Raw genomic sequence first — 20,719 nt, forward strand, 5'->3', positions numbered from 1 at the left:
TGTCCAAAATAAAAAACGCCTCAATCGAGGCGTTTTTTATTGTCTAGCTTTTAGACTTTCTAACGGCAGAACGTTTACCTAGGATATAACCTAGACCTAGGGGAGCGAAGAAGATAGCGACGATAAACAGTACAAAATAGATGATGGTGCTCTTAATCAAATCGATCAATTTCTCGATCGCAAGTGCTACGACATCTTGCGAAACTTTATCTATATCTTGGGTAAACTTCTCGCGTTCAGCACTGATGATCAGCCCAATTTCCGCACGCTCTCTAGCGACCATCTTTTCAAGTGCTTCACGTTCAAGGCTCAATTGTTCAATTCGTTGAGTTGTACGTTGATCGATGTCTTGGACCAAAGGCTCTAGTTGAATCGCCATCTGACGAGCAAGATCTTCCATATACTCAGGATTGTTTTCAACGAAATCTTGGAATGACTTAGAAGTCGCTTGTAAACTCTCTAAGGTTTGGGTTAATTGCTCTCCACTGATCGTACTGTTTAGCGCAATAAGCTGTGCCTTCCAAGTCATCAATTTGGGGGTTTGCTCTGATACTAGACTCAAGCGGTCAGATACATCCCCTAACGCCTCAGGCATTGTGCCTAGAGTCGACACAGCCTGATCTTCACTGATTTGATTCGATTCTAGCCATGCTCGGTAAGCAGGGGTTCTTATAAAACTCAAATCTTCAAATGGGTGCTGACTAGCAAAGTCTGCAACAAACTGCTTCGTTTGAGAGTAGCTGGTGCCTTTAAGCAAAGACTTGGCTAACTTATCAATCTCTGTGGAAAGCTCAGCAGATACACGTTTAGCATCCTCAGTGATAAAGAGTTCCTTGCCTGCTCCTTGATTAAAGAACTGATTCATTTGTTCGGTAAATACCCAACTGTCAATCAGTGCTGCCATTGGAGACACTTGATAGGAAGAACGTTGTAACCCTTCTTCTGCATTTATCTTCCACAATAAGACGTACGATTGATAAAGCTTATCTTGTGGATCGTACTGCTCAGAAATCGAATCCGCAGCTTGCTCTACTTGTGAAAAGAACTGATGGGTATACTCACGCGTAAGTAAACGCATATTAAGTTCTTGCTGAGTCAGAGGCGTTGTCTGACTATCAAGTTTGACTTCGAGCAATGAACAACCCGATAGTGGAAGAACAATCGCTAACATGAACAGAGCAGATAGACGACGAAGCAGCATATAACCTCACATGCAGAAATTTGAAAAAGCTGAATATTATAAAACCCTTAAGTCAGTTTGAGGTCAACTTTCTACTTTGCCGTTCTCTTTTAGGAATATTCTGGCTTCTTCAAGTGCATTATCTAAACGAACCTTGAGTTCATCTAACAAATCTGGCACGGCAGTAATATCTTCTTTGATAGCGACCTCTACTTTACTTGCAGCTTCTCTCAGTTTTGAGGCGCCCAAATTACCCCCTACGCCTTTCAAACTGTGCGCTTTTCGCTGAGCTTCTTCTGGAGAGTCAGTCAGTAAAGTGGTAATGCGTTCCGCATCTCCCGTATGATCCTCTATAAAGACTTCAAGCAACATGCACACTGACTCTACATCTTGGTTCAGTGAATCCAACATCTTAGCGAAGTCTATTTCTGGCTCACTCAGTTCCTGTTTAGCTGGCTGAGGCGATGATTGAACTGCGTCTGATTCGTTCTGAGTAACACCCTCCTCTTCATTCATCGCTCGATCGTCACTTAATGACTCAATGCTTATTGCCGTCTGAGTCTTGACGACAACTCGAATGAGCCATAAGTAGCCAACCATAGTGAAAAGACTAACAAAAATGCCAAGCCAAATGTGTCGGTTGAGTAATTGATTGAACTCGCTTCTTTGAAGATCGATTTGTGCGTGCACATCATGAGTAATCAACTTATCAACAATATACTGCCCTTGCGCATAGCCTCCTAAAACGCTCGAGATTTGTGCCAATATTTGCTGTAAATCTTGACGTTGCTGCGCTGGCAGTTGTGTTGATAAGAAATAGACCTGATCAAGTTCTCGATAAATGGCAGGGCTAGAACCATTATCGCTGAACATAGCGTCTAAAACATTGGCACTAAGGCGTAAATAGAGCTGCGATACCGGCATTTCCCCTTGGTATTCATTTCGCATCACACGGATCTGATCAACAAGGTTAAGCAGGTCTAAATTGTTGTCGAGGTAGATCTGGGTTTGCTCGATAAATCGGTCAGTAGTAAATAGCAACTGATGGATATCAGGAAGGAACCAGCTTTTTTTGTAGTGGGTGTCGATTTGCAGTCGTAGCGCATAGATAAGTTGTAGGTTCAACGCTTGAGCGTCTGCCATATGGGTACGATACGGGGAATCGAAGGTTAGGGTCTCACGAAGCTCTTGAATACCGCTACCAAGTTCGTAGATTTGCTCTTTCGTTCCACTGGTCGAGCGGTAACTGCTTGCGAGGATGGTAATGCAGAGTAACCATAGACCGAGTAGCAACCAGCCAAGTTTAAGCGTCTTGCCTTCCATTGTCCTGCCTGTATTCATAAAGTCCCTGTAATACAAGCATATACATAATATTCAAGAAGTGCAGGACTAACTGCGAAAATGTTGCAGTCAGTCCTATTCTAAAGACGCTTACTTATTACGAGTCAGCTGGTCTTTTAAATTCGGCGGAGTGCCTTTAATTGTCAGTGTGTCTGTTTCTGGATCATAGAAAATACGTTCACCGAGAAGCAAACTGTCAAAGCTCACATTGAGACCACCACCAGCCCCTACGTACTTAGTCAGTTTACGCACTGCTGTTCGGTCGCCAGGGAAGCTTTCTTCTAACTCATAGCCTTGCTCTTGAGTGTAATCTAAAAAGCTTGTGCCATCTTGTGACGGTGGAAGCTCGCCAGACAATTCGCGAACCATCACTTCATCGCCGGACTTGATTTGCTCATTACAATAGTCAGCAACTTGTTTCTTGTAGCTGATCACTTCGTCTTTTTCTAATTTAGAGTCCGCACAAAAGTCTTCGACAGCTTGCATCAACACTTGGTTTTGCTGCTTAGTATCTAAACCAACTTCAGCTTGTAAAAAGTCTAGGAAGAAGTCAGCAACTTTACGTCCCACTCGTCCTTTAATATAAGCAAGGTAGCGGTTCGATTCTTTATCCGTTTCATAGCTTGTAAGGTCGATGCGCGCAGCAATATCCATTTTGCTCAGATCTAAATAATCAGTCGCACTAATATCAAGGCCTTCAGTCACTTTCAAACTTTGGTTCGATGGAATAATCGCGACAAACAAGTAGTCTGTTGCTAAAGACTGATATTCGGCGATAACAAGAATGCCTTCGTCAGCAAATGGGTATTTCGCCAACTCATCTTTTAGACGGTTCGCGCTAAGTTGTGAGAAGTCGTAGAAATTTTTGTTTCCTTGACGTAATTCTTGCAACCAGAGCTGAAATTCGCTGTCAGACTTGAAAGAACCAAAGCCTTTTCCCGCTTTCGAATTGAATACACGGTGAAGCTCTGCGACAAGGTCTTCAGTAGACGCGTCATTGGTTAGTGACTCGGAACGGAAATTGACAACCAGTTCCTCTGAATCATTTTTTTGCAGTTGATGTAAGATAACATTAGAAAGGTGAAGGCTCATGATGAAATTTATCGCTGCGTAGGTTTCAGTTGCGAGGCATTGTAGGTTATCATAAGCCGCTTTACTATCATCATTAGAGTCTTTATGCCGATTACATCTAAATACAGCGACGAACAAGTAGAACGAATTCTTACTGAAGTAGCCGCAGTACTTGAAAAACATTCAGCTGGTCCTGAACTTGCATTAATGATTGCTGGCAATATCGCTACCAATGTCTTAAATCAGGATGTTGCTGCTTCACAACGCAAGGCAATTGCTGAAAAATTTGCAGAAGCGCTTGTTTCTTCAATTGAAGACAAAAAACACTAAAAATAATAACGGATAATAGAACAATTACATGGTCGATAACGTAAATACATACGGCGAACGCGTGTCGCGCCTGGTGGGATGGGGGCATTGGTTTGCCTTTTTCAACATCATTGCGGCAATGTTAATCGGGACCCGTTATATCACTCAGTCCCCGTGGCCAGAAACCCTACTAGGGCAATTCTATCTAGCGGTGTCTTGGGTTGGCCACTTTGGCTTCCTTGTATTTGCACTCTATCTACTGGTTCTATTTCCTCTGACCTTTGTCATACCGTCACGCAAACTCTTTCGTTTGGTGGCGGTCTGTTTTGCAACCGTCGGGCTCACCGTATTATTGATTGATACCCAAGCGTATCAAACCATCAATTTGCACCTCACTCCTGTTGTATGGGAAGTGTTGTTCAGTGACGAAAGCTCCAATATAAGTGCTGACCTACAACATTTATTTATCGTCCTGCCACTGATTTTTTTACTTCAACTAGCACTCTCTGAATGGGTATGGCGCAAACAACGTAGACTGTCACATAAGCATGTCGGTCGCCCTATCGCTGCGCTTTTCTTTGTGAGCTTTATTACCAGCCACTTAACCTATGTTTGGGCTGATGCACATTTCTACAATCCGATCACAGCTCAGAAAGCGAACTTCCCGCTTTCATACCCAATGACTGCTAAGTCATTCATGGAGCGACATGGTCTACTCGACCGTGAAGAGTATCTAGAGCGATTAGAGCAAAGCAAAGGCGAAGTGGAACTTGTGCAGTATCCACTGGAACGCATTGAATTTGATCGTCGTTCGAATCCATTAAACATTCTTGTTGTTAGCGTCAACAACTTGCGCTCAGACGCACTCAACGCAGAGTCTATGCCAGCGACTTATCAGTTCGCTCAAAACAACCTGAATTTCAAAAATCACTATAGTTCTAGCAATGATTCCTATGGTGTATTTGGTCTGTTTTATGGACTACCAAGCAGCTATTCATCAAGCATCCAAACTCAAGGCTCACGCCCTATTCTTATCGATACCTTAAAAGATAAAGAGTATCAGTTTGGCTTGTTTAGCGGAGACAACTTTGATGAACCGCTATACGGTGAAACAGTCTTCCGTGACATGAAGTTTACGGGCATTGCATTTAACGACCGTACTTCACCTGACTCACAAGCCATTGATACATGGGCTAACTGGGCTAAGGAACAAGGTAAGAAACCATGGTTTAGTTACATTGAACTAACCACGGTTGATAATTTCAGCGCTTATCCGTCGACACAAGGTCAAACGGCGGCAGAAAAGCTTAAAGAAGGTTACTTCAAGTCTGTAAATGAGGCAGATAACGAAATCGCACAACTGCTTAAGAAGATCGAACAGCTTGAGCTTTCTGAATCAACTGTGATTGTTATTACCTCCAACCATGCGACTGAGTTTAACGAGAGTAAGACCAATAGCTGGGGATCAAACTCTAATTACAGCCGTTATCAGCTCCAAGTTCCTATGATCATTCATTGGCCAGGTACACTGGCTGGTGAGTATCAACACCGTACCAGTCATTTGGATCTTTCTGTAACGCTTCTGCAAGACTTGCTAGGCGTCTCTTCTAGCCCTTCTGATTTCAGTAGCGGTAGAAACCTATTTGATGAAAGCAAACGCCGTTGGATTCTTGCTGGTGATGCCCGCGAGTTGGCACTAATCACAACTAAGAACACTACGGTGATTGATAAGTTTGGCAACTACAAACTATATGACCAAGATTACCAACGCTTAAAAGATCAGAACCCAACATTGCCGGTACTGATGCAGGGGTTAACAGAGCTACAAAGGTTTTACGTTAAAAGTAACTAATTCATCACGTTATCATTTTGAAAAAGAGAGCCCTCGCTCTCTTTTTCTATTTTTAACCGATAGAAAGTATAAGAAATAGACGGTTGAATTACTTTTTCCTACTAAGTGCTCATAAATAAAGCAAACAATAAAATTAGGGGTTTACAACTTTTCTGAACCTCTATATTATTCGCTTCAACAACGGAGAGATGGCTGAGTGGTTGAAAGCACCGGTCTTGAAAACCGGCATACGTTAATAGCGTATCTAGGGTTCAAATCCCTATCTCTCCGCCACATTTAGAGAAAGCCCGCTAAGAAATTAGCGGGCTTTCTCGTTTTTTGCCATTCTTGTGCGGGCTGTTATACCAACTCAAAGCTGATTGATATGCTCAAACTCCCCTTGCACATAACTGCCTAGATGAGTCGAAAAGCGTTGAGCTTCAATTAAGTCGAGCAACTTATTTTTCAGCTCTGCAGGGTAGATTCTCTTATCCACTAACTCTGGAATAGGAACCCACTCTACCGCTTGTATGTAGTCTTCATCATTAAGCCCTTTTAGATTCTCTAGATGCGGTGTACCAAGAAAACTAGTAATCAGATAGAAAAACTCTGCATGGTAACGTTCAGTGTGCGTTTCGAGAAACTCTCTCACACAAATCAGTTCTCCAGCTTGAATATCAATACCTGCTTCTTCTTTAAACTCTCGAATCACACAGGCTCTTGAGCTTTGATCGCCTAGTTCCATTCCTCCACCAGGCGGCACCCAATACTCACCGCTAAAGTCCTTTACGCGAAGGAGCAGCATTGCGCCATCCCGAATTAAAATGCCAGCGGCACGAATGCGATGTTCCATGAATTTTCCTTCTAACGTCCATAAACTTTAAGTGCAGCACGAATAAGTTGCATGTGAATTGGGACGAGCTCTTCATGCTGACTGCGATAACCCCCTCCCACAACACAAGCAATGGGCAGTTGTTTACGTTTGGCCAACTCAAACATAAACTCGTCTCGTTTATAAATCGCAGTACTTGATACATTTAAATAGCCTAGCTCATCATCTTCATGAATATCGACACCAGCATCATAAAGTATCAAATCAGGCTGATGTAGATTGGTAGCCATCTCTACAACTGAAGTAAATGCCTCGAGAAACTCCTCATCACCTGCTTCTCTGACTAACGGAACATCCAAGTCAGAGTCTGGTTTTCTGGCTGGAAAGTTTTTATCACAATGAAATGATAAGGTAACGATACTCTCATCGCCTTCGCATAGGGTTGCAGTTCCATCTCCATGATGTACGTCACTATCAACAATAAGTACCTTATCGATACCTTCAAACGTCACTGCTCTCTTAGCAGCCAGCACTAAGTCATTGATCAAACAGAATCCACTACCAAAATCATGGTGCGCATGGTGATATCCGCCACTTAAGTGAATAGCAACACCGCGATCAACGGCTTGATTGACTGTTTCACAAGTACCACCAGCCGATGTAAGTGTTCTAGTAATGAGTGTTTCACTCCATGGAAAACCAATTCGTCTCATTTTGGGTGCAGGCAATGTGCCGGAAAACAATGAGTCAATGTACTCGCAGCAATGCACTTGAGTCACGGCTTGCCGATCAAGCATTGACGGAACAACATGCACGAATTGTTCTCTCCAAGCATCGTTGGCACTAATTTCGCTGTTTATCGCGTCATAAAGTAAACGATATTTATTGATGGGGTAACGATGCCCTTCTGGCAGGGGTAGCTCCGAATAGATCGAATGGTAAATCAACGGGATCATAATGCACTGGACCAAACTAAGATGGAGTTATGGTATCAGCTTGTATATTGATTTCAAAAATAGTCAAATGATATTAATTATCAATTTCATTTAACTATTAATATGTCAAAAACTACACTGTTCTTGTTCTTCGGGGCTATCTCAGGCTCATTGGTTGCCATTGGCCTATTTTCACTCATGTTATTTTGTTCATGGTGGCTAGTTGATTTTGTCGCGCTCACTTAGCAAACTAGCTTTTCTATTTTATTATTCGAAAGGACATCGTGATGAAGACCGTTCTTATCACTGGCGCTAATCGTGGTATTGGTTTGAGTTTAGCCAAACTCTATCTCGGACAGGGCTGGCACGTTCACGCGACCTATCGCAATGCTGATAGTTCGTCTGAGTTACTTCAATTAGCGTCGGCAAAGCAACTCGAATGCCATCAGGTTGATATCACCAATTATCCAGCAATAACAAAGCTGGCTTCTCAACTCTCTGCCATCGACTTACTGATCAATAACGCCGGTTACTATGGCCCTAAAGGGTACGGTTTTGGTAATACGGATGTGGAAGAGTGGCGAAAAGTCTTCGAGATCAATACCATTGCTCCTTTAAAACTTGTCGAAGCACTTGCACCAAACCTACGCCAAGGTTCACTTAAAAAGATTGCCTGTCTATCTTCAAAAGTCGGTAGCATGGCAGAAAACACGTCAGGTGGGGGCTATATCTATCGCTCATCAAAAGCTGCTCTTAACTCGGTAGTAAAGAGCCTAAGTAATGATTTAACACCTGAAGGTTTCACCGTCTTAGCTCTTCATCCAGGATGGGTACAAACGCAGATGGGTGGGCCGAATGCTTTAATTGGTACTGATACTTCTGCAAAGGGACTAAGTCAAGTCATTGAAGAAGCAAAACAAGCTCACAGTGGTAAGTTCATCAACTATGATGGTAGTGAACTCCCTTGGTAATGCTACGTAGATAGAACTATAACAATTTAAGAGTTTACTCTATTACGATGCGAATTTTACGAGCCACATTCGGTCTGATATCTCTGACCTTTATCTTAATAGGTTGCAAGAGCGAGTCTCCTAGCCGTTTTTTTGAAACCTATTCTGAACGCGTCGCCAATGTCCTCGATACACCCGACATTACTCAAGATGTATCCATTACCCAACTACCACGTAAGCGTGAATTGTACCTAACGATTCCTCCTATCACGCTCGGATTGCTCGATAGTTATCAGTTACGTCAGTGTGGGCTATTTCAGCTGATTGCGGAAAGGAATTCCGTTTTGGGAAAGGTGGCGGATGAATTTAGCAATTATGATTACCAATCAGCATTGCTAAAAGGCCTGACAGCGTGTATCGATGATCCAAATGTCGATAGCGAGCTCAAACCTACATTGAGAAATATTAGAAAAGAGAAACGGGAACAGCTGGGCATGCATCAATGGAACTTGCTCTATGCTAGCGATGCAATGCAAGCTCAATTAAAGGGAGCGAGCTTTCTAACAGTTGGGATGAGTGAGCAGGTACAGCAAGTCTCTAACGCTCTTACGGAGCTTAATCAGGCATTCTATTCTGAATCAGAAAAATCAAATGTAATCGAAGCTCAAGAAACGCTTGAAAAGACCGCTGTACTGGGAAACCTTTACTACTCTTTGTCCCATGCAACGGCTCAACTTTCGTTGATAACAGAGCAATTGAACATGAACGATCACAAAGTCATTTGTGCCCCGCAAAGAGATATCACACGATTTAAGTATTTGAACAATGTTTTCGATCAGCAGTACATTGGTAAAGTTCAGCCTTACTTAGCAACACTAGACAGTTACTATCAGCAACTATCGCCTAACTTAACTCTCTTCAAACCTCAACCAGAGCTGCACCCTTTTATCTACCCACTAGAACAGAGCCATAGCCGGTTCCGCCAAGCTACGCTCGAACACATTCAATATTGGCAGCAGCTATTTAAACGCTGCGGCCGTAAGGTTGGCTAAGATGCTTTCTTTCGGCTCGCAGATGAAGTTTTCTTTCGATAGCCGCCTTTCTTTTTCTTATACGCAGGTCGCTCTACTCTTGGGAGGTGGCGCAGTGATTCCGGCACGTCACCAGCTTTTACTTGGCCCATTAAGTTATCAATGCGAGTTTGCAATGCTTGCATAAACGGCCCATAAGCTTGGTTACGTTCGGCCATACCTTGCAATTGGTGCTCCCAATGAGCAGTCATATCAGGGAATGTTGAATCGGACGGTAATGCGTGAATGAGCCCTCGACCCGCTGGTTGACTTAAAATAGATTTACCTTGGCGCTGAAGGAGCTGACGTTTAAATAGAGTATCAAGAATACCGGCTCTGGTAGCTTCAGTACCTAAACCATCGGTCTCTTTTAAGATCTTTTTCAGCTCTTTATCTTCAACAAATCGCGCTATACCTGTCATAGCCTGTAACAAGGTCGCTTCGGTGAAATGCTTAGGAGGCTCGGTCTTACGATCCTTAATTTCCCCTTCACGGCAAGTCAACACCGTACCTTCGGTCAAAGGAGGAACAGCATCTACGTTAGCATCTTCATCATCAACCTTACCCATTAACTCTTTCCAACCCGCAGATAAAAGCTGACGTCCTTTGGCGATAAATGTGCCACCTGCAATATCAAAAACTAACTTCGCCTCTGCGTAGACGGCTGCCGGGTAAAATTGCATAAGATACTGTCTTGCAATCTGTTGATAGATTTTCATCTCATTACCGGATAGGCCATTTACAGAAGCTTTTTTAGGCGTAGGAATAATGGCATGGTGAGCATCGACTTTTTTATCGTTCCAAGCTTTTGACTTCAAGCTTAGATCTGCGCCGTTGACAGCCTGATTTAGTTCTTGAGCATTATTTTTAATCGCCTCGCATACACTACCTGCTTGAGAAAAATGTTCTTTTGGCAAATAACGGCTATCAGAACGTGGATAGGTGATGAGTTTATGTTTTTCATAGAGAGACTGACAAGTATCTAGCACTTGTTGTGCACTCATACCAAAGCGCTTGGCGGCATCAATTTGCAATGCTGAGAGTGAATAAGGTAGCGGCGCAGATTGTTTCGTTTGCTTTTGCTCAGACTCCACCACTTTAGCTGGCTGATTAGCAATGCGGCTGGCGACATTCTCGACTAGTTTGCGATTAAGAACCCGCCCTTCTTCATCTTGATAGGGTTTGCAGGCTTCACTTGGCTTCCAGCGTGCCCGAATATCAAATGCGTTTGCACCATCCTGATAAGGGATCAGAGCATGTAGTGTAAAGTAGTCTCGAGGCACAAAGTTTTCGATTTCTTCATCACGCCTAACCACTAAGCCCAATACTGGGGTTTGAACTCGCCCTACAGAAAGAACACCTTGATAGCCCGCTTTTTGCCCTAGCAAAGTATAAGCACGCGACATATTCATCCCATATAACCAGTCAGCGCGAGAACGAGCTAACGCAGATACCGACAAAGGAATAAAGTCACGATTGCTACGCATCTGAGTAAGAGCACGTTTCACCGCAGGTAAGTTAAGGTCACTAATCAGCAAGCGTTGAGTCGCTTCTTTCTTGGTTTTGCTTACCTTACAGTAATCAAGGACCTCATCGACTAACAGTTGCCCTTCGCGATCCGGGTCTCCCGCATGAATGATTTGCTGAGATTCTTTCAGAAGTTTGCGCACAACGGTTAGTTGCTTACTAGCGGACTTTCGCGGTCTAAGCTGCCACTGCTGTGGAACGATAGGTAGATCCGCTAGATTCCACTTTTTATATCGCTCGTCGTAAGCGTCAGGTTCAACTTGCTCTAATAAGTGGCCGATACACCAAGTCACCACATCGCCATTACCACAACGAATAAAACCCTGATCATTTTTCTTTGGTCCAGGGAGTGCAGCGGCAATTGCACGGCCAAGGCTTGGTTTTTCAGCGATAAAGAGACGAGACATAAAATAGGGCAAGACAGATACAATAAGGGCCACATTATCGAATGTGGCCCTTAGAAATCAAGAAAAACTGTAGATTTAAACAGTATTTTTGAAGAATTACTCTTCGCTAGTTCCAGCGCGTTCTGCAGCTTCTTTCACTAGAGGCTGAAGTTCACCTTTTTGGAACATTTCGATGATAATGTCACAACCACCAATTAGCTCACCTTCAACCCATAGCTGAGGGAAAGTTGGCCATTGTGCGTAAGCTGGTAGCTCTGCACGGATGTCTGGGTTTTGTAGGATATCTACATATGCGAACTTCTCACCACATGCCATAAGTGCTTGTGCTGCTTGAGAAGAGAAACCGCAGCTTGGTAGTTTTGGTGAACCTTTCATGTAAAGAAGGATCGAGTTTTCTGCGATTTGCTGTTTGATTTTATCGATAGTTTCCATTGCTTCCTCTTTAATGGAGTTACTGCAAATATTCTGCACATTCTAAACCATTAGCACAGAATAAAAAGCCTATAATATGTATGGTTATATTTTGTGGAGCGAGAACAACATTCATGGCCAATAAATTGATGACTTTTCAGCTAGAAATTTACCGTCAGTGCTTTTAATAAAGTAAAAACTTGATAAACTAGATAACAAGTCAGCAAATTGACCATGGTTGGCAACTGCGAACCATGAATAATAAATAACACTGGAAGCAATCGAGAGGGGTAACCCTTTCATACAAATGGAGAATCGAGCAATGGCATTTGAACTACCAGCTCTTCCTTACGCAAAAGACGCACTAGAACCACACATCTCAGCAGAAACTCTAGATTTCCACCACGGCAAGCACCACAACACTTACGTTGTTAAGCTAAATGGCCTAATCCCAGGAACTGAGTTTGAAGGTAAAACTCTAGAAGAAATCGTTAAGACTTCTACTGGCGGCGTATTCAACAACGCAGCACAAATCTGGAACCACACGTTCTACTGGCACTGTCTAGCGCCAAAAGCTGGCGGTGAGCCAACAGGTGCTGTAGCAGACGCAATCAACGCTGCTTTCGGTTCTTTCGAAGAGTTCAAAGCGAAGTTTACTGATTCTGCAATCAACAACTTTGGTTCTTCTTGGACTTGGCTAGTGAAGAAAGCTGACGGTTCTCTAGAGATCGTTAACACTTCTAACGCAGCGACTCCTCTAACTGAAGAAGGTACAACTCCACTTCTAACAGTTGACCTTTGGGAACACGCTTACTACATCGATTTCCGTAACGTTCGTCCAGACTACATGAATGCATTCTGGGCACTAGTTAACTGGGACTTCGTTGCAGAAAACCTAGCTAAATAATCCTTCCCTATAGGATTTAAAATTTAGTCGTTTAAAAAGCCAGCTATTAGCTGGCTTTTTCTATTTCTGACGCTGATTTCCCTAAAGTTTCTTCCTGCTGGGTCGCTATAAAAGCATCATACGAGGAAGCCTATGCAAATCCATACTTTAGACAAAGCGACCATTATCAACGAACTTGGATTCGGCACTGGTATTAACCATGCTGTCCATGAAGGTCGTCGTGCGGACTTTGCATTAATTTTGTCTATGTTCTCAAATGATGTCCGTGATAACACGCCGGTAGAGAAAGTCGACCAGATTGAGAATACAGAGCAAGCACTTCGTAAACGCTTTGAACTTCAATCACCTCAGCAACTTCGTTCAGACCAAAGCTCATACGATCTATCTGCGCAGCAAGCTTCACTTTTCCATACCTCAGGTCTACCTAGCGCCAAACTCAGCCACTACTTAAAACCTGATGCTCTAACCTATCTACCTGAAGATACCCATGATCTTCCTGAAGAGGTTTACCATAACCTATCAGGCCACCAGCGCCGCTCTATGGGTGAAAAAGAACCTAAAGAATTGATGCCAATCGATCTTTATAATCAGCTGATTAAAGCTCAGCGTACTTTCCAGATCCAAGCACAAGTATAGCGATCGTTTCAGATCACACTTCTCCTGTCTCATTTTTCGGACTTTGTTAACAACAGCGACAGATAATGTGAATAAGGCCAAAGATTCACAATCTGTCATACAATCAGACCAGTTATTTGACCTTATTCACAACTCAATAACAGTTAATCTACCATGCTATGTGGACAACTTTTCACGCAAACATTGATAATGGGGGGAAGTCAATGGACATAAAGAGTGCTGTCGTTTTGGTCACATCAGCAGGATCTCAAGTAGGGAGTACACTTGCCTATCACTTCGCCTCCTTAGGAGCAACAGTCGTCCTGTGTGACAAAGAAAGCCCCCAACTTCAGCAGGCATTTCAGCTATGTGGTGAGATCTCAACAAATGTCTACCAGTTCAAGACACACGATCACTCTTTGCAGTCAATTCAGAACTTGTTTGCCTTTATGGATCAAACGATTAAGCGCTCCCCTGACGTTTTGATCAATACATTGACGGCACAAGCCATGCCGAATATTTTTGATCAAAAAGGCAGTGACTTATTCACCCAAAGATTGTCTTTGATGGCAGCGACCATGTTTAGCTTTGGTCAGGCAACTGCTGAACGTATGCGTCAAGAAAAGAAGAATGGCGTTATCGTTAACGTAATATCTCACCCTGACTATCAAGATTTATCAGGGTTCGATAATGCAACGTCTATGGTGGCGGGGTTTACTCAAAGTTGGGCGAAAGAGCTGACACCTTTCAATATCCGAGTTGGCGGTGTAGTGCCGACACTAGAGCACGATGAATCCCACTGGGCAGAGGTTCAAGACGAGCTGATTCGAAACACTGAATATATTGTCTCCAATGACTACTTCAGTGGCCGCGTGATGGCGGCCTAATCAAGCCAAGGTATTAAAGTGATCGAAGCACTTGCTCTGAAGCTTCCTCAATAAGGTCTAAGACCAGTTCAAATCCTTTGTCCCCTCCATAGTAAGGATCGGGGATTTCTTCATATTCTGAATGGCCAAACTCCAGAAATAGCTTTAACTTGTATTGCAAATGTTTAGGGCACAACGCTTTTAAATCCGCTAAATTATCCTTGTCAGCGGCTAGGATTAAGTCAAAGTTATCAAAGTCTTCTACCACAACCTTTCTCGAGCGGATCCCCTTAAATGAGTATCCACGAGCCTCCCCTGCAGCTTTTGCTCGTACATCGGGAGGATTTCCTTGGTGGTAGCCAATGGTACCAGCAGAATCGACTTGAACCGGAATATTCAGTTGCTCAGACTTCGCACGCAAAATCGCTTCACCAGTTGGAGAACGACAAATATTTCCCATACATACGACTAGAATTTTCTTCATCTTAAGCTTAAGCCTTATTGTTTAGAGCTTTCCCATATGAATCATAGGTTTTTGCTCATATACGATTACGCTATGATAGGCACAGATTGTTTAAATAAAAAGGATTTACCATGACCTCAGAAACCAACAAAGAAGCACGTCACAAAGCTCGACAACAAAAAGTGAAAGAGCAAGTTGATGCAAAAGTGGCGGCAGCTCAAGAGGAAAAAGGTCTACTTCTTATTATTACCGGTAACGGAAAAGGAAAATCCACCTCAGGGTTTGGTACTGTAGCCCGAGCAGTTGGCCATGATAAAAAAGCGGCAGTTGCACAATTTATCAAAGGAACGTGGGCAAACGGTGAGCGAAACTTACTGGAAAAGCTTGGCGTTGAATTTCACGTAATGGCAACAGGATTTACCTGGGAAACACAGAACAAATCTGCCGATACAGAAGCTGCACAAAAAGTATGGCAAGAGTGTAAGCGCCTACTTACTGATGAGTCGATTGATGTCATCTTATTTGATGAGCTGACCTACATGGTAAGCTACGGCTACATTGAGCTAGACGAAGTCGTTGAAGCTCTAAACAACCGTCCTAAAATGCAATCTGTAATTATTACCGGTCGTGGTGCGCACCGTACACTGATTGAAATGGCCGACACAGTATCAGAAGTGAAGAATGTCAAACACGCTTTCGAATCCGGCGTAAAAGCACTTCAAGGGGTGGATTGGTAGCGTTACCTCTTCCCCTACTTTAATGAGGGCAGATGCATTCTGCCTTCAAGCACTACAAACTCTACTCGCTCTTCACACTTAGCCGCGAACAAACGCCAATCATTTCCTCAGCTATACTAACCAAGTAAATTATCACTAAAGCTCAAAGGAAGAGTGGATATGTCTATCATAAGAGTGACCATGCTTGCCGCATTCTGTCTCTGGGCATCATCAGTAAATGCGAAAATAACTATAATGACTGAAGACTTTGCCCCTTTTGGTTTCTATGACTCTAATGGAAAGTTAACGGGAATCGGAGTCGAGATAGTTCAACATTTGACTGACAAATTAAATATTGAAAGTGATATTCAGGTTCTACCTTGGTCACGTGCGATCAAGAAACTAGAACTTCTTCCCAACCGCGCACTATGTTGCGTTGCTCGTACGCCAGACCGAAATGATAAATTCGAATGGGTAGGACCTATCCTCTCTGACGGTGTATACCTTTTCCATAACGACAAGTTTGATTCCTCAGACGACAACATAGAGAGTGCAAAGCTATGGGATAGTATTGCAGTTACTGCCAACTACCCTGAGCACCAAGTATTAATCGACCTAGGTTTTGATAACCTTTGGGTGACAAATCAACCAAAAGAAAATACTCGCTTGCTAGTCTACGAAAGAGTCACCGCAATGGTCGCAGGGGAGTTTGCTATGCCAAGCCTATTAGAAGCTCAAGGAATAGACTCAAATAGCGTGATACGCTCAGATATCAGTTTGTTCGATATTGATTTGTATATCGCATTTTCTAAAGGAACAGATCCAAAAGTTCTCAAAAAGTGGCAACAAGCTCTCGAGGAATTTCAAGCTTCACCGACCTATCAAGAAATTAGGCAACGATATACTGTCTCCACCAATTGAGACAAAAAAGCCAGCGTAATAACGCTGGCTTTCTACTCATGACATTAAGCTAGTTAAATAACCCTTTTAATAAGCCATCTACCGCTTTCTTAGTGTCTTCATCCTTGATTTTGTCCGTGAGTTTCTCAACACCACGATCAATTTCTTTTTGGGCTTTTTGTTTGAGCACGTCATCAAATACTAGCTTGAACTGAGGCTTCGCCCATGAACCAGAAACATTGATAGGAATAGTAACGTCTTTCAGCTCATCGATATCTTTACCCCCCTGACCTTCTAGAGTACCGACAATCGAAGTGCTAACAGTGAAGTCAACGGTCTGATTAATGTAGTTAGCTGAGCCATTACCACGAATTCTAAGCAGCGGTGACTGCATTGTTAAATCGTTCGTCGATACATTGCCCTTGTTCAATTTAAGGGTCGCTTTCATCGCGCTGAAATCGGTTTTCTGAGCTTCATCTTTCGACTCAACTTTTTGACCTTTGATCTTCGCATAGTTCTCACGGATCAGTTGAGCAACGTTAATGCCATTGACCGCACCGTCTTCGAAGTTAATTGCAATGGTACCCACCAAATTCTTTTGGATACCGGTAGGCGTCAAGCTCTTACCTTTCACATCTACATTGATGTTACCAGTGCCTTCCAACATATCGTTGTTAGCAACATCTTTAAGTAGCGGCTGCACTTTCACACCCTTGATGCGTTTCTTTGCCGTGTAAGACGCTGGTGACTTACGTGCATCTAAACGAGCACTGGCAGCGATCGAACCTTGATACAGGTTAGAAGTAAATGATTTCAGCTCAGCAATACCGCGATTCACTGAGAAGCTTGCCTTAACATTTTGCATCTTCGCGTTATTAGCTTTGAACTTATCAATTGTGATGTCACCCATAACATCTAGCGTTTTCAGTGCAGATAGGTCTGGTTCAACTTCTTGTGCTGGTTTCGCTGGTGACGTTTTTGCTGTTTTAGACTCTCCGTTAGCAGGCGCTGATTCTGAGTTGGTGTCATTAGCCTTGCTTTCTTGAGCCTGACCTAAACCAAGGAACTCATCCAAATCAATGTTTGGACTGTGGAGAGAGAAACGGATTTTTGGAATATCCGCCAGAGTCACATCGGCTTTACCATCAAACGCCAATGCGTTAGCGGTTAGCTTTTCTAGGACAAAGCTTAGGTGATTCTTCGTTAAGTCAAACGACAGATCGGAAGCCATGTCCACTTTCATTGGCGACTGCGGTAACGAATCGCCTTTGAATGTCGCATCGAGTATCAATTTATTCATCACTACTTTGCTGATTGCTTGATCAACATTCAGTGATGCAGAACCTTTCATATCGATATCCAAGCCAGCCGCTTGACCTACAACTGAGTATGTCAGCGCATTCGCTTTATCAAACTCAAACGTTTCTAAACCGATTTTTGCGCTATCAATTTGTGTAGCGGGATCACTAAAGCTTGCATCTAAATTAATGTTACGCAGTGCATACTCTTGGAAGCCTTTCGCGAGTTTAAATTCCGCGTCACCATTAGCCGCGAACTTCTGCTTATTTGCTTCACCTTTTGCCGCAAAGTCAACTTTAGTCCATGTATCAACAGCAAACTCAGATAAGTTGAGTGACACGTCGTAAAGCTTGGTAAACGAGCCTGCTTGTTTGTCTTGAATTTCTACTGAAGCGTTAGAGATAGTCACGCCCGCTAGATTGATTGACCACGCTTGCGCCGAGCTTTCAGTCGTCGCTTGGTCTGATTCAATCGGTTGAGATGAAGCCTCATTCGCGGCTGGTGCAGACTCAGCATTTGTTACTTGCGTGGTTTGAGCTTGTGTCAACGCATCGATATTCTTTGAGCCATCTTTCAATGTCTCTAAAGAAAATGCTGCGCCATCTAAAGTGATATTGCCAATCTCTAACTGCTGGCTAAATAGCGGTTTGACGGAAACATCAATACCAACAGAGTCTACTTTGAACATGTTTAACTGCTCAAAACCTTGCGGGTTACGCAATTCTGTTTGACCAAGTTCAAAGCCAATTGATGGGAAAAATTGCCAACTAATATCACCTTCAATCACAAGGTCTAACCCTGTATGGGTTTTCGCTTGTTCGACAATAAGCGGCTTAAACTGATTAGGGTTAACCAGTAAAACGAGCGCAATAATAGCGCCAAGGATTGCAACTACAGGAATTGCAATAAACAGGAACAGTTTCTTCATCAGCATTATCCTTGCTATACGAGCCTTACCAAACAGGCAACAACTCCAAGTATAAGTCTTCAAAGAGAATATTTGAGACCATAAAAAGAAAGTGGCACCTAAAGTGCCACTTATCTCATAAAAAATAAAGTCTGTTTGCTTACTAAATACTTAAGCTTTCAGAAGTTTTGCAATGTGCGCTTTCAATACATCGATTGCAATGCGGTTCTTACCACCACGAGGAACGATAATGTCTGCGTATTGTTTCGATGGCTCGATGAATTGCATAAACATTGGGCGAACCGTCTCTTGGTACTGTTTTAGTACTGAATCCATTGTACGACCACGCTCTTCTACGTCGCGCTTAACACGGCGAAGTAGACAAATATCGAGTGGAGTATCCATAAATACCGTTGCATGCATAAGATCACGCAGGCGTGGATCCGTCAGAAGTAAGATACCCTCAAGAATGATCACCTTCTTTGGCGTCATTGGAGTCGTATTCTCTGTACGTGTATGCTCTGTATAGCTGTACTCAGGAACTTCTACTGCTTCACCTTTAACTAGCTTTTCTAGATGCTCACACAGTAAGTCGTGATCAAGAGCGCTCGGGTGGTCATAGTTAGTTTTAACACGCTCTTCCATGCTTAGTTGGCTTTGATCGTTGTAGTAGCAATCTTCCGTAATCACACCAATTTGATGATCGCCTACTTTCTCACGTAACTCGTTGTAGATAGTGCTAGCGATTAAACTTTTTCCAGAAGCAGACGCGCCAGCAATACCGACGATGACGCATTGATTATTATCAGACATTATTCTTGCACCCGATGATTTTGATTGGTGTCTTATGCTAATACTAGCAGTGCCAGTGTAGACAAGCCCTGAGGATCAACATAATTTTGGATAAACCGCCTGATTATAGGGAGTTAAGACCTTGGTTGCCAGTCACGATTTCGAAGAAATACATAAATAGAATAAAAGCTCTCAACGCAAACGATTACACGGAATAAGAATAAAAAAGAGCGCTTCAGCTGCGCTCTTTTCTCAACCGTTATGGCCATTATTCAACCATAGTAAACATGATATTTTCTGGTTTGGTCTTACCTCGCCAGTATAAACGCGAGCTAACCGACTCTGCTAAAGCTCGATATTGCTGAGCATGCTCTGACTCTGCACGTGCAACAACCGTTGGCTTACCATTATCGATGTCTTCGCGCATTTGGATATGAAGAGGAATTTGCGCTAATAAATCCAAGCCATATTCACTCGCCATTTGCTCCGCACCACCAGCGCCAAAGATATGCTCTTTCTCACCGCAATGGCTACAAATGTGGTAACTCATGTTCTCAACCACACCAACAACTGGCACATCCACTTTGCCAAACATCGCCGCGCCTTTACGAGCATCAGCCAATGCCAAATCTTGAGGAGTTGTCACAATCACAGCACCAGTCACTGGGACTTGCTGAGAAAGAGTTAACTGAATATCCCCAGTACCCGGCGGCATATCAATCACCAGATAATCAAGCTCTGGCCACTCTGTTTCATTCAACAGTTGAGATAGAGCTTTAGCTGCCATTGGCCCACGCCAGATCGCCGCTTCATCTTTAGAGACTAAATAACCAATCGAGTGAGTGTAGATGCCATGAGCGACAATCGGCTGCATCCATTTATTGTCACGTACCTCTGGTCTAGCTTCTGTCTGACCAATCATCAGAGGAACAGACGGACCATAGATGTCTGCATCCAATAGACCCACCTTAGCGCCAGACTGAGAAAGAGCTAGGGCTAAGTTCACCGATGTTGTCGACTTACCTACCCCGCCTTTTGCTGACGTCACAGCTATAACGTTTTTTACCCCTTTAATATCATGGGCAACATGGGTCTCTAAAGGCTTAGGTGCAATATTGATTGAATAGTCAAACTGAGCTATCTCTCCAGAACCTTGTCGACTCGATATCCACTCACCCAGCTGAACAACTAAATCATTGGCAGCAAAAGGAATATCAATAGTAAAACCTTCCGGCTTCACAGAAACAATATTGGCTGAAGAGGCCCATTCAGAAATAAGAGATGGGTGCTCAAATTGGTTCAACCAATCACAGAAATCTTGCTTTGAAGTGAACTGACGCATAGGTCCTCCTTATGCATCTAATCGTAACACTCCACCAGCCGATACTGA

At 43.2% G+C, this 20,719-nt stretch carries 20 protein-coding genes and 1 tRNA gene; 10 read left to right on the plus strand and 11 right to left on the minus strand.

The window, feature by feature from the left end:
• Window positions 1-43 precede the first annotated feature (43 nt).
• The 3 genes from AAFX28_RS19600 to yejK all read right to left on the minus strand — a co-directional run bounded on the left by AAFX28_RS19600 (window position 44) and on the right by yejK (window position 3,613).
• A complete protein-coding gene (locus tag AAFX28_RS19600; RefSeq protein WP_408690150.1) occupies window positions 44-1,201 on the minus strand; it encodes a chemotaxis protein in 1,158 nt (385 codons plus the stop codon).
• Between the two features lie 63 nt (window positions 1,202-1,264).
• Window positions 1,265-2,503 carry an Hpt domain-containing protein gene (locus tag AAFX28_RS19605; RefSeq protein WP_408690910.1) on the minus strand — a complete coding sequence of 413 codons (1,239 nt, stop codon included), beginning with the start codon at window positions 2,501-2,503 and terminating at the stop codon, window positions 1,265-1,267.
• 108 nt (window positions 2,504-2,611) lie between these two features.
• Window positions 2,612-3,613, minus strand: a complete 1,002-nt coding sequence (gene yejK / locus AAFX28_RS19610) for a nucleoid-associated protein YejK (RefSeq protein ID WP_408690152.1) — start codon at window positions 3,611-3,613, stop codon at window positions 2,612-2,614.
• 84 nt (window positions 3,614-3,697) lie between these two features.
• On the opposite strand from yejK, the gene AAFX28_RS19615 reads away from it, so the two are divergent.
• The 3 genes from AAFX28_RS19615 (at window position 3,698) to AAFX28_RS19625 (ending at window position 6,026) form a co-directional block, all read left to right on the plus strand.
• The gene (locus AAFX28_RS19615) at window positions 3,698-3,922 is read left to right on the plus strand and encodes a YejL family protein (protein ID WP_408690153.1); all 225 of its coding nucleotides are present in this window, start codon (window positions 3,698-3,700) and stop codon (window positions 3,920-3,922) included.
• Window positions 3,923-3,950: 28 nt separating this feature from the next.
• Entirely contained in the window at window positions 3,951-5,753 is a 1,803-nt protein-coding gene (locus AAFX28_RS19620) for a DUF3413 domain-containing protein (RefSeq protein WP_408690154.1), read from the plus strand.
• Window positions 5,754-5,935: 182 nt separating this feature from the next.
• Window positions 5,936-6,026: transfer RNA gene (locus AAFX28_RS19625), tRNA-Ser, on the plus strand.
• Window positions 6,027-6,102: 76 nt separating this feature from the next.
• Here the strand turns inward: AAFX28_RS19625 and AAFX28_RS19630 are convergent.
• Both AAFX28_RS19630 and AAFX28_RS19635 read right to left on the minus strand, forming a co-directional pair.
• Window positions 6,103-6,585: an NUDIX domain-containing protein gene (locus AAFX28_RS19630; RefSeq protein ID WP_408690156.1), complete on the minus strand. Its 483-nt coding sequence runs from the start codon at window positions 6,583-6,585 to the stop codon at window positions 6,103-6,105.
• 11 nt (window positions 6,586-6,596) lie between these two features.
• Window positions 6,597-7,520 carry a histone deacetylase gene (locus tag AAFX28_RS19635; protein WP_408690157.1) on the minus strand — a complete coding sequence of 308 codons (924 nt, stop codon included), beginning with the start codon at window positions 7,518-7,520 and terminating at the stop codon, window positions 6,597-6,599.
• Window positions 7,521-7,786: 266 nt separating this feature from the next.
• On the opposite strand from AAFX28_RS19635, the gene AAFX28_RS19640 reads away from it, so the two are divergent.
• Together AAFX28_RS19640 and AAFX28_RS19645 are read left to right on the plus strand one after the other, a co-directional pair.
• Window positions 7,787-8,470 (plus strand): SDR family oxidoreductase, encoded by a 684-nt coding sequence (locus AAFX28_RS19640; protein WP_408690159.1) that lies wholly within the window; start codon window positions 7,787-7,789, stop codon window positions 8,468-8,470.
• A gap of 47 nt (window positions 8,471-8,517) precedes the next feature.
• Window positions 8,518-9,501, plus strand: coding sequence for a DUF3080 domain-containing protein (locus AAFX28_RS19645; RefSeq protein ID WP_408690161.1), 984 nt, complete (start codon window positions 8,518-8,520; stop codon window positions 9,499-9,501).
• Here the strand turns inward: AAFX28_RS19645 and AAFX28_RS19650 are convergent.
• The gene (locus tag AAFX28_RS19650; RefSeq protein ID WP_408690163.1) at window positions 9,498-11,453 is read right to left on the minus strand and encodes a DNA topoisomerase III; all 1,956 of its coding nucleotides are present in this window, start codon (window positions 11,451-11,453) and stop codon (window positions 9,498-9,500) included. The genes AAFX28_RS19645 and AAFX28_RS19650 overlap by 4 nt on opposite strands.
• A gap of 96 nt (window positions 11,454-11,549) precedes the next feature.
• Window positions 11,550-11,885 carry a Grx4 family monothiol glutaredoxin gene (locus tag AAFX28_RS19655; protein WP_004748458.1) on the minus strand — a complete coding sequence of 112 codons (336 nt, stop codon included), beginning with the start codon at window positions 11,883-11,885 and terminating at the stop codon, window positions 11,550-11,552.
• A 301-nt stretch (window positions 11,886-12,186) separates the two neighbouring features.
• Between AAFX28_RS19655 and sodB the strand changes: the two genes are divergently transcribed.
• The 3 genes from sodB (at window position 12,187) to AAFX28_RS19670 (ending at window position 14,273) form a co-directional block, all read left to right on the plus strand.
• Entirely contained in the window at window positions 12,187-12,771 is a 585-nt protein-coding gene (gene sodB, locus AAFX28_RS19660) for a superoxide dismutase [Fe] (protein ID WP_134835292.1), read from the plus strand.
• A 132-nt stretch (window positions 12,772-12,903) separates the two neighbouring features.
• Window positions 12,904-13,407 (plus strand): VC2046/SO_2500 family protein, encoded by a 504-nt coding sequence (locus AAFX28_RS19665; RefSeq protein ID WP_408690165.1) that lies wholly within the window; start codon window positions 12,904-12,906, stop codon window positions 13,405-13,407.
• Between the two features lie 203 nt (window positions 13,408-13,610).
• Entirely contained in the window at window positions 13,611-14,273 is a 663-nt protein-coding gene (locus AAFX28_RS19670) for an SDR family oxidoreductase (RefSeq protein ID WP_408690167.1), read from the plus strand.
• Window positions 14,274-14,286: 13 nt separating this feature from the next.
• Here the strand turns inward: AAFX28_RS19670 and AAFX28_RS19675 are convergent, their stop codons facing one another.
• On the minus strand, window positions 14,287-14,736 hold the full coding sequence (locus AAFX28_RS19675) for a low molecular weight protein-tyrosine-phosphatase (RefSeq protein WP_408690168.1): 450 nt from the start codon (window positions 14,734-14,736) through the stop codon (window positions 14,287-14,289).
• A 110-nt stretch (window positions 14,737-14,846) separates the two neighbouring features.
• On the opposite strand from AAFX28_RS19675, the gene cobO reads away from it, so the two are divergent.
• Complete coding sequence (cobO, locus tag AAFX28_RS19680) at window positions 14,847-15,452, plus strand: cob(I)yrinic acid a,c-diamide adenosyltransferase (protein WP_408690169.1); 606 nt, start codon at window positions 14,847-14,849, stop codon at window positions 15,450-15,452.
• Window positions 15,453-15,611: 159 nt separating this feature from the next.
• Window positions 15,612-16,352 (plus strand): substrate-binding periplasmic protein, encoded by a 741-nt coding sequence (locus AAFX28_RS19685; RefSeq protein ID WP_408690170.1) that lies wholly within the window; start codon window positions 15,612-15,614, stop codon window positions 16,350-16,352.
• A 49-nt stretch (window positions 16,353-16,401) separates the two neighbouring features.
• Here AAFX28_RS19685 and AAFX28_RS19690 read toward each other — a convergent pair whose 3' ends face one another.
• The 3 genes from AAFX28_RS19690 to apbC form a co-directional block, all read right to left on the minus strand.
• The gene (locus AAFX28_RS19690) at window positions 16,402-18,564 is read right to left on the minus strand and encodes an AsmA family protein (protein WP_408690172.1); all 2,163 of its coding nucleotides are present in this window, start codon (window positions 18,562-18,564) and stop codon (window positions 16,402-16,404) included.
• 144 nt (window positions 18,565-18,708) lie between these two features.
• Entirely contained in the window at window positions 18,709-19,350 is a 642-nt protein-coding gene (udk, locus tag AAFX28_RS19695) for a uridine kinase (protein WP_408690174.1), read from the minus strand.
• A gap of 247 nt (window positions 19,351-19,597) precedes the next feature.
• Entirely contained in the window at window positions 19,598-20,671 is a 1,074-nt protein-coding gene (gene apbC / locus AAFX28_RS19700; RefSeq protein ID WP_408690175.1) for an iron-sulfur cluster carrier protein ApbC, read from the minus strand.
• Between the last annotated feature and the right edge of the window lie 48 nt (window positions 20,672-20,719).

The sequence above is a fragment of the Vibrio sp. TBV020 genome (assembly GCF_046056895.1).
In the GTDB taxonomy this organism is placed as follows: Bacteria; Pseudomonadota; Gammaproteobacteria; order Enterobacterales; family Vibrionaceae; genus Vibrio.

What these genes read in the sequence shown, in the direction of transcription:
- AAFX28_RS19600 (WP_408690150.1), bottom strand. Translation starts at nt 1,201, where the DNA reads ATGCTGCTTCGTCGTCTATCTGCTCTGTTCATGTTAGCGATTGTTCTT.
- AAFX28_RS19605 (WP_408690910.1), bottom strand. Translation starts at nt 2,503, where the DNA reads ATGGAAGGCAAGACGCTTAAACTTGGCTGGTTGCTACTCGGTCTATGG.
- yejK (WP_408690152.1), bottom strand. Translation starts at nt 3,613, where the DNA reads ATGAGCCTTCACCTTTCTAATGTTATCTTACATCAACTGCAAAAAAAT.
- AAFX28_RS19615 (WP_408690153.1), top strand. Translation starts at nt 3,698, where the DNA reads ATGCCGATTACATCTAAATACAGCGACGAACAAGTAGAACGAATTCTT.
- AAFX28_RS19620 (WP_408690154.1), top strand. Translation starts at nt 3,951, where the DNA reads ATGGTCGATAACGTAAATACATACGGCGAACGCGTGTCGCGCCTGGTG.
- AAFX28_RS19630 (WP_408690156.1), bottom strand. Translation starts at nt 6,585, where the DNA reads ATGGAACATCGCATTCGTGCCGCTGGCATTTTAATTCGGGATGGCGCA.
- AAFX28_RS19635 (WP_408690157.1), bottom strand. Translation starts at nt 7,520, where the DNA reads ATGATCCCGTTGATTTACCATTCGATCTATTCGGAGCTACCCCTGCCA.
- AAFX28_RS19640 (WP_408690159.1), top strand. Translation starts at nt 7,787, where the DNA reads ATGAAGACCGTTCTTATCACTGGCGCTAATCGTGGTATTGGTTTGAGT.
- AAFX28_RS19645 (WP_408690161.1), top strand. Translation starts at nt 8,518, where the DNA reads ATGCGAATTTTACGAGCCACATTCGGTCTGATATCTCTGACCTTTATC.
- AAFX28_RS19650 (WP_408690163.1), bottom strand. Translation starts at nt 11,453, where the DNA reads ATGTCTCGTCTCTTTATCGCTGAAAAACCAAGCCTTGGCCGTGCAATT.
- AAFX28_RS19655 (WP_004748458.1), bottom strand. Translation starts at nt 11,885, where the DNA reads ATGGAAACTATCGATAAAATCAAACAGCAAATCGCAGAAAACTCGATC.
- sodB (WP_134835292.1), top strand. Translation starts at nt 12,187, where the DNA reads ATGGCATTTGAACTACCAGCTCTTCCTTACGCAAAAGACGCACTAGAA.
- AAFX28_RS19665 (WP_408690165.1), top strand. Translation starts at nt 12,904, where the DNA reads ATGCAAATCCATACTTTAGACAAAGCGACCATTATCAACGAACTTGGA.
- AAFX28_RS19670 (WP_408690167.1), top strand. Translation starts at nt 13,611, where the DNA reads ATGGACATAAAGAGTGCTGTCGTTTTGGTCACATCAGCAGGATCTCAA.
- AAFX28_RS19675 (WP_408690168.1), bottom strand. Translation starts at nt 14,736, where the DNA reads ATGAAGAAAATTCTAGTCGTATGTATGGGAAATATTTGTCGTTCTCCA.
- cobO (WP_408690169.1), top strand. Translation starts at nt 14,847, where the DNA reads ATGACCTCAGAAACCAACAAAGAAGCACGTCACAAAGCTCGACAACAA.
- AAFX28_RS19685 (WP_408690170.1), top strand. Translation starts at nt 15,612, where the DNA reads ATGTCTATCATAAGAGTGACCATGCTTGCCGCATTCTGTCTCTGGGCA.
- AAFX28_RS19690 (WP_408690172.1), bottom strand. Translation starts at nt 18,564, where the DNA reads ATGCTGATGAAGAAACTGTTCCTGTTTATTGCAATTCCTGTAGTTGCA.
- udk (WP_408690174.1), bottom strand. Translation starts at nt 19,350, where the DNA reads ATGTCTGATAATAATCAATGCGTCATCGTCGGTATTGCTGGCGCGTCT.
- apbC (WP_408690175.1), bottom strand. Translation starts at nt 20,671, where the DNA reads ATGCGTCAGTTCACTTCAAAGCAAGATTTCTGTGATTGGTTGAACCAA.